This is a genomic window from Faecalibacterium sp. Marseille-Q4137 (assembly GCF_017377535.1).
Taxonomy (GTDB): domain Bacteria; phylum Bacillota; class Clostridia; order Oscillospirales; family Ruminococcaceae; genus Faecalibacterium; species Faecalibacterium duncaniae.
In genome coordinates this window covers 58556-74439 of sequence record NZ_JAFREK010000004.1, presented here as the reverse complement: position 1 = coordinate 74439, position 15884 = coordinate 58556, and the positions used below count along the sequence as shown (strand labels likewise).

Genomic DNA, 15884 nt, shown 5'->3' with positions numbered 1-15884 from the left:
TTATTGAACTTTGACGATTTGCACAAAGTCTATGGAGGTAAACTATGTTTTATGACAAGTATCGCCAGCTTTGCAAGTCCGTGGGAAAAAGCCCCTCTGCCGTGGCCATAGAGCTGGGTATCAGTAAGGGCACGGTGTCAACCTGGAAGAACCTGGGGCGAACCCCGCAGGTGGCGCAGCTACAAAAAGTGGCGGATTATTTCCATATTACGGTTGACCAGTTGCTCGATGAAAACAAAAACGCCCCCGTGGCGAAAAGCCACGAGAGCGCTGACTGGAAGCAGAGAGTGGGAGCTACACCGTGCAACGTGGCACAGGTAGCGCCGCTGCTGGGGACAGTCCGGGCGGGACTGCCCATGTATGCCGAGGAGAACATTGAGGGTTATATTCCGATCCGGCAGACCGACGGTGCAAAATATTTTTGGCTGAACATCCGGGGCGATAGCATGAACGCTGCGGGGATGAATGATGGCGATCAGATCCTGGTGCGCGAGCAGCCTGAAGTGGAGAATGGCGAGATCGCGGTGGTGCTAGTGAACGGCGACGAGGCCACGGTAAAGACCTTCCGGCAGGAGGGGAACCTTGTGATCCTGACACCCCGTAGCTCCAACCCGGTGCACCAGCCGCAGGTGTATGACCTGAAGAAAACGCCGGTGCAGGTTCTGGGCCGAGTGATCGAGTGCCGGAAGGTCTACTGACCTCCCTCCCGGGGCGTGGGCAACCTGAAACAAAGCATACAGAAATTCTTATAAACCTTACGCGGGCGTGCATCAAGCGCACTCGCGCGTGTATATATTCTTATTTTCTTCTATTCAGGGTCAGGATAAGGGTTTGAGTATGTTTCAGTATGTTTTGCCTAAAAACCCGCATGAACACTCACTTTTTCGTGACTACAAACGTTGCGCAGGTTTGTATGCGACTGAATGTTGCAAACAACTAGAATTTTGTTGCGTGGGTAGCGACCTGCTGCCCGTGCCTGAAAATGCAAAAACGCCCCCGGTGTTGGCGCACCGAGAGCGTTTAGATAGATCAGGCTCACCCGGAAGGTGATACACAGACCAGACATCTGTATTGTAGCACCTCCGGCTGGGCTTGTCAAAGTGTACCTGTCTTTCGGAGGTGTTTATATGGGAAAAAGAACAAATACGGCTGTCTGGATGGAAAAGCAACAGCGCTGGCAGATCAAAGTGCAGAAGAACGGGGAGCGGAGAGCGTTCACGTCAGCTACACCGGGCAGGACGGGACAGCGTGAGGCAAATCGCAAAGCCGATGCCTGGCTGGATGACGGCATCGCAAATACGCGGGTGCTGGTGGAGAATGTTTACGTGCAATGGATCGGGGAACTGAAGCTGACGACCAGCCGCTCGAACTGGGAACCGGTAGAAAGCCGCTGGAAAGTTTGGGTTAAACCGGTAATCGGTCGCCGCCGGGTTGAAGATCTGACCGAGGCACAGATGCAGACTGCGGTGAACCGTGGCTATGCGGGTGGCTTGAGTCGAAAATATCTCCGTTCCATGTGCGCTGATCTCCGGGCGTTCTGCAAGTGGATGAGACTGGGCAAAATGTCCACGCTATACCCGGAATCGCTACACGTGCCGAAGGGGGCCAGGTCGAGGGAAAAGACCATCTTGCAACCGGAAGATCTGAGAATTCTCTTTGCCATTGATACCACCCTGTGGCGTGGGATGACCGTGCCAGATCCTTATATCAACGCATACCGGTTCAGCGCGGTCACCGGGATGCGCCCGGGGGAGATGATCGGCCTGCGTTGGAGGGATGTAAAAGGCTCTGTGATCCAGATTCACCGGGCCATCAATTCCAGAGGGGAAGTGACCCGGGGCAAAAATGACAACGCCCTTCGTGCGGTACAGTTGACTCCGACGGCGGAGGAGATTCTGGCCGCGCAGCGTCTGCTGACAGGTGGGTCAGACTCAGTGTTCGGCATCAACTCAGAGAACACCTTCCGACACCGCTGGAAGCGCTACTGTGAGGTCAACGGACTTTCCTACGTTCCGCCGTATAATCTGCGGCATACCTTTGTGAGCATGGCCAAGACGCTACCGGAAGGTGCTGTAAAGCCTTTGGTCGGTCACTCCCGCCAAATGGACACCTACGGTATCTACGCCCATCTGATCGAGGGCGAAGAAAAGGAGACCACTGCCGCGCTGGAATCAGTGCTTCAGAAAATATTGCGGTAACCCACTTTAGTAACCCACTTTTTCTGGTAAAGCGTGAGCATCAAACGCCACCGGTGAATATCGGTTTTTCAAAACGGCGCATTTTCGTCAAAAATGCTACGGCGTATCCTCTCCCGGCAGTCCTTGACCGGGTTCGAGTCCCGTATCCTGCTCCAGAAAATAGCGCTCCAACGTGTAGTAAAGAACATGTTGGGGCGCTTTGCATTTTGATGCACTTTTGGCGGGCGGCTTGTGCTTTGCCGGAAAATATGGTTCAATAGAGGAAAACAGGCGGGAACGCACAGTGAACAAGACAAAACGAGGTGGATACAATGAATCTGAAAGAAGCATTCCGCTATCAGAACAAGCTGCAGGCCCTTTTGGATGAGGCCCAGGGCATTCTGGACTGCGATTCCAACGTGACGAATGTGGCCAACACCTACCTGCGCCACAAGGTCATGGCAGAGGCTGAGGACGAGACAATCCTGGACTTGCCCCAGACCGAATATGCCCAGCAGATCACCGATATTGCCCGGTTCATGCTCTATCTGCTGGAGGAGAAGGGCCGCCTGTTCGCTGCCATCCGCAAGGCAAAGGATGCGCTGGACATGGATATGGACAGCGAGGTCAGCTTGAACGCTGCGCGGCAGAGCGTGGCGCGCACCTTCAAGCGAATGAACGACCTGCGCAGCTCCGAGCAGCTGCTTTCCGGCGGCGGTACCGGCTACCGTTTCAATGCGGAGGGCAACCAGATCGCCTACCGCTGTGATGTGAAGCGAGTGACCACCATCAACTATGACCGCAAGGTCATCCATGCTGCTCTGGGCAAGCTGAACCGGCAGGCGGACGAGACCTCCAACCGGATCGACCTGTGCCTTGTGACCTCCCGTGTGGACTATGCAGTCCCCTTTGATGTGAACGCCAGCTTTGCCGAAGCATTTGAGACCTATCTGGAAAGCACCAATGCCTGAATAAACGCTCCACCGGCTATTTTGGGTGCGGCAAGCGCCGGGTGCGCGGCTGCCGGTTCAGGTGCAGATGAACGATAACGCTGCACAGTTCCGCAAGGAAGTTTCGGTCCGGTTCACCTTACGAGCCAGCATCATTGAAAAAATCTTGCGTTCGGCTTTTCCGCCACCGCCAGACGTTTCTTCGCCGAAACCGTCCTTTGCCATTCCTCACATTCCTGCTTTTGTGCTTACGTCTCCATGGGCAGGCAGGCAAGCCACCCTTTCTGAATTTGCCCCGCAGACTGCTGCGGGAGCATTTTTCCGCCTGCGGGGCGGGTGCACTGCATCCCCCATTTTGCAGGCAGAGCAAATGGCAGAAGCTGCCCTGGATGCTTGCCGTATCCAAAATGGCCGGTGCAAAACCGGAGGGATAAGCGATGAAGAATTGCAGCCCCGGCAGTTTTTACCGCCGGGGCTGCAATTCTTGGAGGGAGTCGTTCGTATTCCAGACAAAGCAACTGAATTTAGACAAAGACGAGGTATGATCATGTCAACCAAACCGATTCGTCCCGCTGCCGCAAATTGCATTGACCTGAGTGCAGCAGCGCTTCATCTCATTGCCATGGCGCTGATGCTGATGGATCACCTGTGGGCGACACTTCTGCCGGCGCAGGACTGGCTGACCTGCGCCGGGCGGCTGGCGTTCCCTATCTTTGCATTTATGGCAGTGGAAGGCTACTTTCATACCCGGAATCTGAAGCGTTATGCCCTGCGGCTGCTGTTGTTTGCACTGCTTTCGGAAGTGCCCTTTGATCTGATGTATGGCGGGACATGGTTCTACCCGGTGCATCAGAACGTGATCTGGACGCTGCTGCTGGGGCTTCTGGGGGTGCATCTGATGGAAACGATGCGCAAAAAGCAGAAAACAGGGCTGTACCTGCTGGTATCCGCTCTTGTGGTGGTGGCGGGCGCGGTGCTGGGCACGCTGGGCATGGTGGATTACTACGGTGCCGGTGTGCTGACCGTGTTCGCTTTTTACATTTTCCGGGGCCGGAAATGGTGGTGCCTGCTGGGACAGGTGCTGACCCTGTACTGGATCAACGTGGTGCTTCTGGGCGGGCTGATGTACCCCATCCGGCTGTTCGGCATGGAGTTTGAGCTGTGTCAGCAGGGGCTTGCGCTGCTGGCGCTGGTGCCCATCTGGCTGTATCGCGGGCGGCAGGGCTGCCACAGCAAACCGTTCCAGTATGCCTGCTACGCCTTTTACCCGGTACACATGCTGCTGCTTGTGCTGGCGCTGAATTTCGTGAACCGATAAGAACGTAACTGTTATCCCTGCGGGCTATGGGTGCCCGCAATCTGATGGTATCCCGGGGGGATCTATTCTGCACTTTCCTGAGTCTGCTCTGTGGGCTTGATGGTCTTGACCCGCAAGGTGAAATACAGAAGATGGCAGACCCACACCACTGCAATGCAGATCCTGCCGACGGGAGCATTTTTCATACAAAGAAAACCGATCGCCATGACAGCGGTGACCATTGAAATGATCTTGCATTTTGTTCCTGCTGTCATGGCTTTTTTCTGAACAAAGCTGTCCAGATGCTTTTTGTACCGTGGTATACTGAATGGAACACCCACAGGAGGTAAAATGCCCCATGAAAAAAGATAAATCGTTCCGCCCGGACCGGGTCCTCTCCTATTTCAGGGTGGAGTGGTTCCCGCTGCTCCTTGTGACCCTTTCGGGCCTTGTCTATAACATCGGTCTGCTGGCCGCGCCATGGTTCGAGGGCCGGTTGGCCCAGTGCCTGGCGGATATCCTGGGCGGCAGTGAGACTGCTGCCCAAATGGCGCTGCTGGTGCTGGCCTACATTGCGGTCACACTGCTGGTGCAGGCGGCTCGCTTCGTCAAACGTTTTTATGTGCGCCGCTTTGCCAACAACATCAACCGCCGGATGAAGGGCATCCTGTACGCCAATCTGGTGCGGCAGAGCCGGGCAGCGCTGGAAAAAGAGGGGGCCGGTGAGCTGATGACCAAGGCCATCGCCGATGTGGACGACTGCGTGGAGGGAATGCGCAAGTTCACCACGGAGGTGTTCGACACCGGTGTGGCGCTGGCGGGCTATGCGGTCATGCTGCTGGTGTACGACTGGCGGCTGGCGATCCTGGGCCTGCTTTTTACTCCCGTGTCCTATGTCTGCGCGGCAGGGATGAAAAAGCCAGTGCAGCGCGCCGGTGCAGCTTATAAAAAGGCCGCCGGTGCTCTGAGCAGTGCCACGCTGGACCGTGCCCGGAATGCCGTGACCTACCGCATCTACGGCTGCGAGGAGGCCCGGATGGAAAAATACGAGGAGGCCCTGAGCCTTTCCGAAAAGACTGCCGTGCGGAACAACGTGTGGCAGTCCGCTCTGCCGCCGCTTTATCTGGCGGCATCCGAGGCAGGGACCCTGTTCATCCTGTGGTTCGGCGCAAAGAATGTGCTGGGCACCGGCTGGAACCACTGGGATATCGCCGCCTTCACCACCTTCCTTTCCTGTTTTACCAAGCTGGTGGTCAAATCCTCCAAGGTGGCCAAGCTCTTCAACGCGGTGCAAAAGGCAGAGGTCTCCTGGAAGCGCATCAGACCCCTGATGAAAACGCCCGAGCAGCTGGATGCCCTGCAGATCCCGGCGGCACAGGAGGTAACACTGAAAAAACTCGCCTTTTCCTATGGGGAAGAGCCTGTCTTTTCCGGCCTGAGCCTGACGGCCCACCCCGGCGATATCGTCGGCATCACCGGCCCGGTCGCCTGCGGAAAATCCACCCTTGGCCGCGTATTCCTCTGCGAAGCGCCCTATCAAGGCTCAGTCTGCTTTGGCGGCAGAGAGCTTTCCGCCCTGACCCCGCGCCAGATCGCCGCCACGGTCGGGTATCTGGGCCATGACCCGGAACTGAGCGCCGACACCGTGCAGAATAATGTCCTCTGCGGCAGCGAACAGGATGCCATGCCGTGGCTTGCAGCCGCTGCCCTGAAGGAGGAAGTGCTGGCCATGGAAAAGGGTACGGAGACGGTCATCGGCAGCGGCGGCACCCGCCTTTCCGGCGGGCAGGCACAGCGTCTGGCATTGGCCCGGACGCTGGCCCATCCCCGCCCGGTGCTGGTGCTGGATGACCCCTTCTCGGCACTGGACCGCAGCACCGAGGATGCGATCTTTGCCGAGCTGCAGGCGTATGCCAGGGATAAGGTGGTGTTCCTGATCTCCCACCGGCTGTACCATTTTCCGCAGATGCAGCAGATCATTTTTATGGAGGGCGGCAGAACCACCGTTGGCACCCACGGGGAGCTGATGGCAGCGGTTCCGGTCTACCGCCAGCTGTACGAAAGCCAGACCGGCCTGAAAGGGGGAGAGGGCGCATGAAAAAGAAAAATGATCACGGCGTGTTTGCTGCCGTCCGGATGGCAGCGGCTTCGCACCGCCTTCTCACGGTGGGCACGGTGCTGTGTGTGGCAGCTTCGGTGGCGGCATCCCTGCTGCCGCCCCTGCTGCTGGCCCGGGTCATCGATCGTCTGACCGCGGGCCTCCCGCTGTCCTTTCTGGCCGTGCTGCTCTACTTCGGCAGCCTTGCACTGGAAGGCGTGCTCACCTCGGCGCAGGAAAGCCTGCTGGTGCTCTTTGGCCAGAGGATGACCCATGCCCTGCGCTCGGAGATGTCCCGGAAGCTGAGCCGCCTGCCCGCCGGTACACTGGCAGAGCAGAATCCCGGCGAGGTGGCCGCTCGCTTTTCGGGCGATGTGGACACGGTGGAAGCCCTGTTCACTTCCGGCATCATCAGCATGGCAGCAGATGCCTGCCGCATCGTCTCCATCATGGGGGTCATTGCGGTGAAAAACACCGGCCTTGCACTGATCCTGCTGCTGGTTCTGCCGCTGTTTGCCGTGTTCACCCGTCACGTCCAGAAGCGGATGCTGGCCGCGCAGCTGGACAACCGCCGCGCAGTCGCCGCTGTCTCCGGGCAGGTGCCCGAGACCCTGCACAACATCCGCACCATCCGGGCGCTGGGGCTGGAGGATTACATGGAGCGCCGGTATGACCGGTGCATCGGTGACAGCTATGCCGCCATGGAGCGCACCAATTTTTATGATGCCGTCTATTCGCCGGTGGTGCTGCTGCTGAATGCTGCTGTGGTCGGCATCGTGATGCTGCTCTCCACTTCGGGGAACGCACAGCTTCTGACCCTGTTCGGCATGTCGGTGGGCACCTCGGTGGCCGTCATCAACTACATCTCCCGCATCTTCGCCCCCATCGAAAGCCTGGGCATGGAGATCCAGACCATCCAGTCGGCCATGGCGGGTGTCAGGCGCATCGATGCCTTTCTCGACCAGCCGGAGCGCACGATCCCTCCCGCGCGCAGGGAGGCTGCCCGGGGCGATGTGGAATTTGCACACGTCACCTTCGGCTATGGGGAACGGCACGTTCTGAAGGATTTTTCCATGACCGTGAAACAGGGGGAGCAGGTCACGCTGGTGGGCCGCACCGGTGCGGGCAAGAGCACCGTGTTCAAGCTCCTGCTGGGCCTGTATCAGCCGGAGAACGGTACGGTGACCATCGGCGGCGTGAAGGTGGGGGACATCACCGACCGGGAGCGCCGCACCTGCATCGGCTGTGTGGAACAGCATTTCTCCCGCGTGCCGGGCACCGTGCTGGAACAGATCACGCTGGGAGACCCGCAGATCACCGGGGAAATGGCAAGGGCTGCCGCCGCACTGGCCGGGATCGATGCTGCCATCCGGGCTCTGCCGGAGGGCTATGACACTGTCTGTACCGAGGGCATCTTCTCGCAGGGCGAGTGGCAGCTGCTGTCCATTGCCCGTGCCGCCGCCGCAGACCCCGCCGTGCTGCTGCTGGATGAGATCACCGCCAATCTGGATGCCGAAACGGAGGCCCGCGTGCTGGAAGCTCTGCGCCGCGCGTCTGCAGGCCGCACGGTGCTCTCCGTCTCCCACCGCGTCTATGAAAATCTTGGCGGCAGAACGATCGAGATCAGGACCCGGGAATGACGTATGATAAAAACGCCCCCTGTGCGCCGCAGCAGGCACACAGGGGGCGTTGTGGTATGCTCAATTCTTTTCGATGTAGACGCTGGTGGAGGGGAAGGCGAAGTCCACGCCGTCTGCCTGCATCACGTCCATGATGTTCAAGTTTAGATCATTCTGCTGCTGCAGGAAGGTGGCATAGACGTTGGTGGTCAGGTAGGCCGAGATGAGGATGTTGATGCTGGAATCGCCAAAGCTGGTCAGCCGGACGATGTTGGTGCCCTTGTTGGTGTAAGGGCTGTTGTCCAGCATGGCCTGCAGGTCAGCCATCAGCTTTTCCAGCTGGGCACGGGTAGTGCCGTAGGTGACACCCAGTGTGAACTTATAGGGCCGCATGGTGCGCAGGGCTGCGTTCTGGACAGTGGAGGCGCAGATCTGGCTGTTGGTGATAATGATTACGCTGTGGTCCATGGAGCGGATACGGGTGGAGCGGAAGTTGATATCGATGACCTCGCCCTCCACATTGCCCACGGTGATCCAGTCGCCGATGGAAAAGGGCTTGTCCAGCAGGATGACGATGCCGCTGAACAGGTTGCTGGCGCTTTCCTGCGCGGCCAGCGAGATGGTCAGGCCCACAAGACCGGCACCGGCTACGATGCTGCCGATGGGGAAGCCGACGATCTGCGCGCAGGTGGCAACACCCAGAATGATGACCAGCACTTTGTAGGTGGTGTCCAGCAGGGAGCGTAAGGTCTTGTTGCTCCGGATTTCCGGGCTGCAGGAGGCCAGCAGCAGGTCGGCTACCTCAGAAGCATTGTACAGGCCCTGGCAGAACAGGAGGGTCGTTGCAATCTTATAGGCCGTGAACAGAAACTTTGTCAGGCCCGGAATGGCCCACGGCAGGCTGGTCAGGGCCAGATACAGGCCGCTGTAAAAGGCCATCCGCGCCAAAGGGCTCTGTAAGCTGCGCAGGAGGATGGGCGTGGCGGCAAAGTGCCAGCTGCGGGCCTGCAGAGCGGGAAAGATCTTCCGGCGCAGCAGCCAGCCGACCAGAAGCCCCGCAAAAACGATGACTGCGGCGCAGACGGCCCGGGCAGCCAGCGCCCACCAGCCCTCCAGCAAAAAAGGCCCGATCTCGAACCCGAGGTCACGAACGGTAAAAATCATGGCAAAAAGCTCCTTGTATCAGAAATTGTAACATCCTGTCCCACAGTATACCATATCCGGCCCGTGCAGGGCAAATAAAAAAGGGGTTGACAAGGCGGAGCAGCCGCGTTATACTTTTGGCCAGAAAGTTCGTTTCAGGGCGGGGTGAGATTCCCCACTGGCGGTACAGCCCGCGACCACCCGCAAGGGTGTTGACCCGGTGAGACTCCGGGGCCAACGGTATAGTCCGGATGCAAGAAACGGCAGGCAATACGATTTGTCTACGCGCCCTGTTGCAGTGTTTGCTGCGGCAGGGCGCGTTTTTGATTGTCTTCCCGGTTCCGAACCACGCGAAAGGGGCTTTCCAATCTTTGATTTGGGGCCAGAACGCCCCGGGAGGATATTACCATGAAGAAAAACACGACCCGCAACCTGACCGTTGCCGCCATGCTCAGTGCGGTGGCCTTTATCCTGATGTTCATCGAGTTCCCGCTCCCGATGCTCATCCCGTCCTTCGTCAAGATGGACTTCTCCGACCTGCCCGCTCTGCTGGGTGCCTTTGCCCTTGGCCCGGTGTACGGTGTGATCATCAGCTTTATGAAGAACCTGCTCCATGTGGTCATCAAGGGCACCTCTACCGCACTGGTGGGTGAGCTGTGCAACTTCATGCTGGGTGCGGTGTTCTCCGCACTGGCCGGTTACCTCTACAAGCACCACAAGAGCCGCAAGAACGCCATCATCGGTGCCGTGGCCGGTGCCGTGGCCATGGCCCTGTTCAGTGTGCCGTCCAACTACTTCATCACCTACCCGGCCTACGTCAAGTTCTACCACATGCCGCTGGAAGCCATCCTGGGCATGTATCAGGCGATCCTGCCCTCTGCAAACAGCCTTATCAAGTGCCTGATCATCTTCAATATGCCCTTCACTCTGGTCAAGGGCCTGCTGGATGCCCTGATCTGCATGTTGATCTATAAGCCGCTCTCTCCTATCCTGCATGGCCGGAAGTGAGTGACAGAACAAAAAAGAAAGGACGCGAAAGCGTCCTTTCTTTTTTGCTATTTGAGAGATTACTTCGTTTGTGTCAACTCCTGATAGCGTTTCATCAGGAACGCTACACAATCGGCTTCAGAGGTGTCCTTGACTGATAAACCATAGGCTTGCATGACGGCCCTGTCGTTTGCGATATGGGCTTTTAACAGCGGTTCAGGCATGGCCAGAGGATTGTACAAATCTGCAAGACAATTGTTTGGATACATTGCTCGTGTGTTAAGAATGGCCTGTGCAGTTTGTTCTATTTTGGCTTTTTGTTCTAAGGTGGGAGTAGGCCAAGGAAAATTATTATAAACTGCGGGGGAATACCTGAAATCGCTTTTTATCCTACCACAAGTAACACGCATCCACGCATTATGAACATTAGATGTCAGAACTCCGAATTCATAGATTGTGACATTTGGAATAATACTGCAAGCGTCTCCGGCAATTACACTAGAGGGCATAAAACCAATCGGGATATACCGCCTATTCTGTGAAGAATGTCTTGGAAACACAAGATAGGTTGATAACGGTTGCCGAATTTGGCAGAAAAGGTAAGGATAATCGGCCATTTTCTGTATCCGATCTGCATTACTGCTTTTTCGCAAAGCACGGACTTTTTCAAGGCGTTCTGTGATTTCTTTTATATTTACATAATCAGAGACATTACCATCCTTAAACCATAAGCAATATCTGGAATAGCTATTTACATTATCATGTAAGAATTCTTTTGCACCTATAAAAGGCTTGATGTATTTTGCCAATACGGGATATTGTTTCTCAAGTTCTTCTTTCTCTGTTATGCTAAGTGTTAGAGCGCCATCATCTGTCGGAGGACTACCGGTGGTCATTTTGGGTAAACCATTTTGAGGTTTATTAATTCTGTTTGTAATCCAAATGTCAGGAGCATCTAATAGATAGGGGTTTATATGTTCTGCCTTTGTTTTTGTTTCTTCAGTATAAATGAATTTTGTATGAGAGCGGCTAAAGTTGGAGAAACCGATGATGACACAATGAACTGCCGCTTTTTCATTTGCCTCACTGTCCCATACAAAAGAACGATATGCGAAGTGAATTTCAGCACCAGAATCAATCATTTTCTTCCAAAATGTTGGAACGGATTCGCCCTGACAAATGGAATTCGTGGAGACAAATGCAATTTCGATATTCGTGCTGGATGTATTGATATAATCTAGCGCTTTTTTGTACCAGCAGATCACATAATCGAGTTTGGTTTCTATTTCACCCTGTCCCCAGATATCGTTCATATCGTGAGCTTGATCTTTTGTTCGGACAGATTGCCCAACAAACGGTGGGTTTCCCATGATATACGATAATTTGGAGGGGGAGATGATGGAAGCCCAATCCATCTGCAAGGCATTCCCGATATGGATATTTACATTGCTTTTTAATGGAAGGAAATCAAGATGCATTAAGACAACATCTTCAGTTTCCTTCATCATCTGGCTTTCTGCAATCCAAAGAGCGGTTTTTGCAACATCACCGGCAAAATCGTTGATTTCGATGCCGTAAAACTGGGAGATGGAGACTTTAATAGGATTCCAATTGGTATCACCAAAGATGACCTGTCCGTTTTGCAGTTCCCTTAAAATGTCATTTTCCAGACGGCGGAGCGAAATATAGGTTTCTGTCAAGAAGTTGCCAGAGCCACAGGCTGGGTCTAAAAAGGTCAGTCCGGCTAATTTGTTCTGAAACTCTTCCAGCTTCTTTTTCTTTTGCTTCTGTACACCAATTGTCAGAATCTCTGCGAATTCGTTTTTCAAATCATCCAAAAACAGCGGGTCGATTACCTTGTGGATATTCTCAATCGAGGTGTAGTGCATCCCGCCTTTCCGTCTGGTAACCGGATTCAACGTGCTTTCAAAAACAGCGCCGAAAATGGTAGGCGAAATATCCCGCCAATTAAAATGCCCGGCTTCCGCAAGAGCGTCTTTGATTTCCTGTGTGATTTTTGGAATGATAATATCCTCGTTGGCAAATAGGCCGCCGTTGACATAGGGGAATGCTTCCAGCTCTTCCGAAAGATATAGGTCGGGTCGGTCAGGATAGGGAGTATCCAAAACCTTAAACAGTGACAACAGAGCCGGACGCAGGTCTTTTGGCTCGTATTGAGCAATGTATTCGCTAAAGGAATCTTTTTGCTCAAACAGACCGGCATCCTCAGAGTAAAGGCAGAATACCAGCCGGACGCAAAGAACATTCAGGCTTTCGAGGGCTTTTTTGCTTTCTGGGTCATGGTACTGCTTCAAAAATGCATCATAGATTTTGCCAACGAGTTTGCCCGCTTCTTGTGACAAATCTACTTCTTTAGAGACTTGGACAACCTTTTTCTCCAGCAGAAAGTCCAGAAGCGAAGAATTGTGGTGAAGATCATCGATATGGATTTTTACAACATTATTTTCAGGAACGCGGGTATCCATATCGTAAATCCACAGTTCCTGAAAATTGGAAGTGATGATCCACTTTGCTTTCTCAGAAGTTGGCAGATTATCATTGTAGCGTTTGGCCTGTTCGTAAGGAGTGAGTTCGGTTCCACCGGACTGCGAGATCTTCTTGTCCAGAGGAATGCCTTCTGACTTCTGTTCAATAATGATTTTTGTTTCAGGGATATAGGCATCGATTTTTTTTGTGTTTCCGTTAACGATTACTTTTTTCTGAAACTCAATTCTGTCGGTTGCATCAGCACAACCCAGTAAGCGCTGCAAGATATCCAGCCAATAGGAGCGGTCGTCCTCGTCTTCTCTGCCTTTATTATGCCACTTTTGAATCAATTGCCGTGCAGCTTCACGCTTTTCTGCATTTGTCATAATGTAATCTCCCTGTTTTGTGTATTAAGACAGCGCGCCCTTTTCCAGCCACTTGCCCCGGGCAAGGCGGATGAGGAACAACAGGCCCCGGATGCTTAATTCGCAGCACATGGCACCCCAAACGCCCATCAGGCCCAGCCGGGGAGCCAGCAGGAACGCCAACGTCAGCCGGATGCACCACATGCTGAATATGTTCAGCACAAAGCAGGAGGTGCTGTCGCCCGCACCCTGCATGGCACCGCTGGCCACGATGGAGGCACCGAACATGGGCTCGGCCCAGGCTTCGATGCGCAAAACCTGAGCACCCAGAGCGATGACAGCCGCATCGGTGGTGAAAAGGCTCATCAGGGTGGGGGCAAAGATCCACAGACCAACGCCGGAAAGGGCCATGACCCCCATGCCAAGGCCGGTACACAGCCAGGCAAACCGCTTGGCCATATCCTTCCGGTTGGCACCCACGGCCTGGCCGATGAGGGTGACAGCTGCGCTCTGGATGCCGTAGCCTGCCATGTAGCACAAGCCCTCGGCGTTGACAGCCAGGCTGTTGGCGGCAATGGCCACGGTACCCAGGCCAGCCACGATGCGCACCACCACCACCTGCGCCAGAGAGATGGCGGCGCGTTCTCCCGCCAGAGGACCACCGACCCACAGCAGGTTCCGCAGGCAGGAGCGGGTGATCTTCCAGGGGGCAGGCTTCCGGATGCAGAGGGGGCCTTCCCGCAGCAGCAGGATGGCCAAAGCCAACAGGCCGCCCACCACGGTGGCCAGGGCGGTGCCCAGGGCTGCGCCGGGCACGCCCAGCCCGGCACCCCAGACGGTGATGCCCCACAGCGTCCGGGTGGGGTTGATGAGGAAGAAGTTGAAGATGGCATCCAGCACACAGACCAGCACGCTGATGAGGCTGGCGGTCAGGGCGTAGCCTTCTGCCCGGAGGATGGAGGTGTACATGCCCATGGCCATGGTGAAGGGCAGAGCCGTTGACCAGATGGCAAAGTAGGCTGTGGCGTTTGCCCGCAGGGAGGGGTCAGCTCCCAGCCACCCCGGCAGAAAGGGGCTGATGCCCAGGCCGAAAAGGGCGGCTCCCACGCCAAGGATCACATTGAAAAGCATGGCCTGCCGCAGCACGCTGCGGGCATCATCCTGCCGGTCGGCCCCCAGATACTGGGCGATCTGGATGGAGAGGGCAGTGTACAGGCCCACCAGAACACCGTGGAGCAGCCAGGTGCTGGAGCTGACGATGCCGATGGAAGCAGTAGCTTCTGCACCGATGTGGCCCACCATGGCAGCATCGATGTATCCCATGGCAGTGACCACCAGCTGCTCCAGAATGGAGGGGATGCTCAGCGCCAGAGCCACCTGGGCCGTCTGGCGGGAGGGGATGGTCTCACCCTGCCGCATCCGGGCCGAAAGCTGTTCAAGTGAAAGTTTCATGTCTTCTCCTTTTTCTCCGATTTTCCTGTGAGACAAAAAAATACCCTCGAAAGGGCGTTTGTCTTCCCATTATAGACAGGGGGGCGAAAAATGTCAACCCATCAGCCCATGGGGTAGCCATTGCCCCAGAGATTGATTTTTTGGCCCGGGCGTGATACACTTCATTTGTATCCAGCAGTGAAAGAACAGGAACGGCCTCTGCCGCTCCGGGAAAGAGGAAAAAAACTATGCTTCAACTGCTTTCTGGCAACCCGCGCACCGTGGATGCGCTGGGCTTTCTGCTTGCATTTGCGCTGACCGCGCTGATGGACTCGGTGTTCCACGATAAGCTCCCCCACGACCATGGCCGCGCGTTTGCCGTGAACGGCGAACTCTCCAAGGGCAAGGCCCGGGGCTCCGGCCTCATCTTCGTGCTCTGCATCGCACTGGTCACGCTGGCCGTGGTGCCTTTTAAGGCAGAGTATGTCATCTACACCGTCCTGCTCATTGCGTCCATGCTCTCCGGCTATTTTGACGATGCCGCCGAGACTGCCTGGAACGAGTACAAAAAGGGCCTGATCGATCTGGTCATCGCCGTTGTGGCGGGCGTGACCTACCTGAACTTCAACGGCACGGAGGGCAACTTCCTGAGCTGGAGCTTCAGCCTGCCCTATGCCGTCTACCTTATCCTCATCATCGTCCTGATCTGGGCCAGTATCAATGTGGTCAACTGCACCGATGGCGTGGACGGCCTTTCCGCCAGCCTTGCCGTGGTCAGCATCGGAACCTTCCTGCTGGCCTACTGGGAGGAACTGGGGGATTACGCCACCGCAGGCATCGTGTTCATTGGTGCCCTGCTGGCCTACCTGTGGCAGAACGCCAAGCCTTCCACCCTGCTGATGGGTGACGCGGGCAGCCGCGCCATGGGCTTCTTCCTGGCCGTCCTGGCCCTCAAGAGCAGCCATCCCTTCGCCTTCCTGCTGGCCGCGCTGGTGTTCATCGTGGACGGCAGCCTGGGCATCCTGAAGATCAGCTTCAAGCGGTTTTTGCACATCTCCATCCTCAAGAACACCCTGACCCCGCTGCACGACCATGTGCGCAAGCGTCTGGGCTGGAGCGATGAGCAGGTCGTGGCCCGCTGGCTCATCCTGCAGGCTGTGGCATCCGCCTGGCTGCTGCTGTTGGTGCGGTAAAACACAAAAAAGAAATGCAGCGCCCGCACAGGAAAGCTCCTGCGCGGGCGTTTTGCTGTTCTGGTCCGGGAGGAAAGTTCCAGCTTCCGGGCCAGCGTTTCCAGACAGGCTGGGTCACGAATTTCCTGCATGAGTTC

13 protein-coding genes and 1 riboswitch are annotated in these 15884 nt (G+C 55.9%); of the genes, 8 read left to right on the top strand and 5 right to left on the bottom strand.

Annotation, left to right across the window (positions count from 1 at the left end; all coding sequences use genetic code 11):
• Nucleotides 1-44 precede the first annotated feature (44 nt).
• From J3353_RS02935 to J3353_RS02925, 3 genes are all read left to right on the top strand, one after another.
• Nucleotides 45-698: a LexA family transcriptional regulator gene (locus tag J3353_RS02935; protein ID WP_207684113.1), complete on the top strand. Its 654-nt coding sequence runs from the start codon at nucleotides 45-47 to the stop codon at nucleotides 696-698.
• Between the two features lie 429 nt (nucleotides 699-1127).
• Complete coding sequence (locus tag J3353_RS02930; RefSeq protein ID WP_117533226.1) at nucleotides 1128-2198, top strand: site-specific integrase; 1071 nt, start codon at nucleotides 1128-1130, stop codon at nucleotides 2196-2198.
• 311 nt (nucleotides 2199-2509) lie between these two features.
• Nucleotides 2510-3148, top strand: coding sequence for a hypothetical protein (locus tag J3353_RS02925; RefSeq protein WP_207684112.1), 639 nt, complete (start codon nucleotides 2510-2512; stop codon nucleotides 3146-3148).
• A 57-nt stretch (nucleotides 3149-3205) separates the two neighbouring features.
• Here the strand turns inward: J3353_RS02925 and J3353_RS02920 are convergent, their stop codons facing one another.
• Complete coding sequence (locus tag J3353_RS02920; RefSeq protein ID WP_207684111.1) at nucleotides 3206-3352, bottom strand: hypothetical protein; 147 nt, start codon at nucleotides 3350-3352, stop codon at nucleotides 3206-3208.
• A 322-nt stretch (nucleotides 3353-3674) separates the two neighbouring features.
• On the opposite strand from J3353_RS02920, the gene J3353_RS02915 reads away from it, so the two are divergent.
• On the top strand, nucleotides 3675-4445 hold the full coding sequence (locus J3353_RS02915; RefSeq protein WP_207684110.1) for a TraX family protein: 771 nt from the start codon (nucleotides 3675-3677) through the stop codon (nucleotides 4443-4445).
• A gap of 62 nt (nucleotides 4446-4507) precedes the next feature.
• Here J3353_RS02915 and J3353_RS02910 read toward each other — a convergent pair whose 3' ends face one another.
• A complete protein-coding gene (locus J3353_RS02910; RefSeq protein ID WP_242700832.1) occupies nucleotides 4508-4699 on the bottom strand; it encodes a hypothetical protein in 192 nt (63 codons plus the stop codon).
• A gap of 83 nt (nucleotides 4700-4782) precedes the next feature.
• Here J3353_RS02910 and J3353_RS02905 point away from each other — a divergent pair, with 83 nt between their 5' ends.
• Together J3353_RS02905 and J3353_RS02900 are read left to right on the top strand one after the other, a co-directional pair.
• Nucleotides 4783-6522, top strand: coding sequence for an ABC transporter ATP-binding protein (locus tag J3353_RS02905; protein WP_207684109.1), 1740 nt, complete (start codon nucleotides 4783-4785; stop codon nucleotides 6520-6522).
• Nucleotides 6519-8162: an ABC transporter ATP-binding protein gene (locus tag J3353_RS02900; protein WP_207684108.1), complete on the top strand. Its 1644-nt coding sequence runs from the start codon at nucleotides 6519-6521 to the stop codon at nucleotides 8160-8162. The genes J3353_RS02905 and J3353_RS02900 overlap by 4 nt, the downstream gene beginning before the upstream one ends.
• 60 nt (nucleotides 8163-8222) lie before the next feature.
• Here the strand turns inward: J3353_RS02900 and J3353_RS02895 are convergent, their stop codons facing one another.
• Nucleotides 8223-9305: a mechanosensitive ion channel family protein gene (locus J3353_RS02895; RefSeq protein WP_207684107.1), complete on the bottom strand. Its 1083-nt coding sequence runs from the start codon at nucleotides 9303-9305 to the stop codon at nucleotides 8223-8225.
• 126 nt (nucleotides 9306-9431) lie between these two features.
• Nucleotides 9432-9551: riboswitch (FMN riboswitch) on the top strand.
• A 141-nt stretch (nucleotides 9552-9692) separates the two neighbouring features.
• Here J3353_RS02895 and J3353_RS02890 point away from each other — a divergent pair.
• Entirely contained in the window at nucleotides 9693-10292 is a 600-nt protein-coding gene (locus J3353_RS02890; RefSeq protein ID WP_005932003.1) for an ECF transporter S component, read from the top strand.
• Nucleotides 10293-10351: 59 nt separating this feature from the next.
• Here J3353_RS02890 and J3353_RS02885 read toward each other — a convergent pair whose 3' ends face one another.
• Together J3353_RS02885 and J3353_RS02880 are read right to left on the bottom strand one after the other, a co-directional pair.
• The gene (locus J3353_RS02885) at nucleotides 10352-13144 is read right to left on the bottom strand and encodes a class I SAM-dependent DNA methyltransferase (protein ID WP_207684106.1); all 2793 of its coding nucleotides are present in this window, start codon (nucleotides 13142-13144) and stop codon (nucleotides 10352-10354) included.
• Nucleotides 13145-13168: 24 nt separating this feature from the next.
• Complete coding sequence (locus J3353_RS02880; RefSeq protein ID WP_207684105.1) at nucleotides 13169-14575, bottom strand: MATE family efflux transporter; 1407 nt, start codon at nucleotides 14573-14575, stop codon at nucleotides 13169-13171.
• Nucleotides 14576-14802: 227 nt separating this feature from the next.
• Between J3353_RS02880 and J3353_RS02875 the strand changes: the two genes are divergently transcribed.
• On the top strand, nucleotides 14803-15747 hold the full coding sequence (locus J3353_RS02875; RefSeq protein ID WP_207684104.1) for a phospho-N-acetylmuramoyl-pentapeptide-transferase: 945 nt from the start codon (nucleotides 14803-14805) through the stop codon (nucleotides 15745-15747).
• Nucleotides 15748-15884 lie beyond the last annotated feature (137 nt).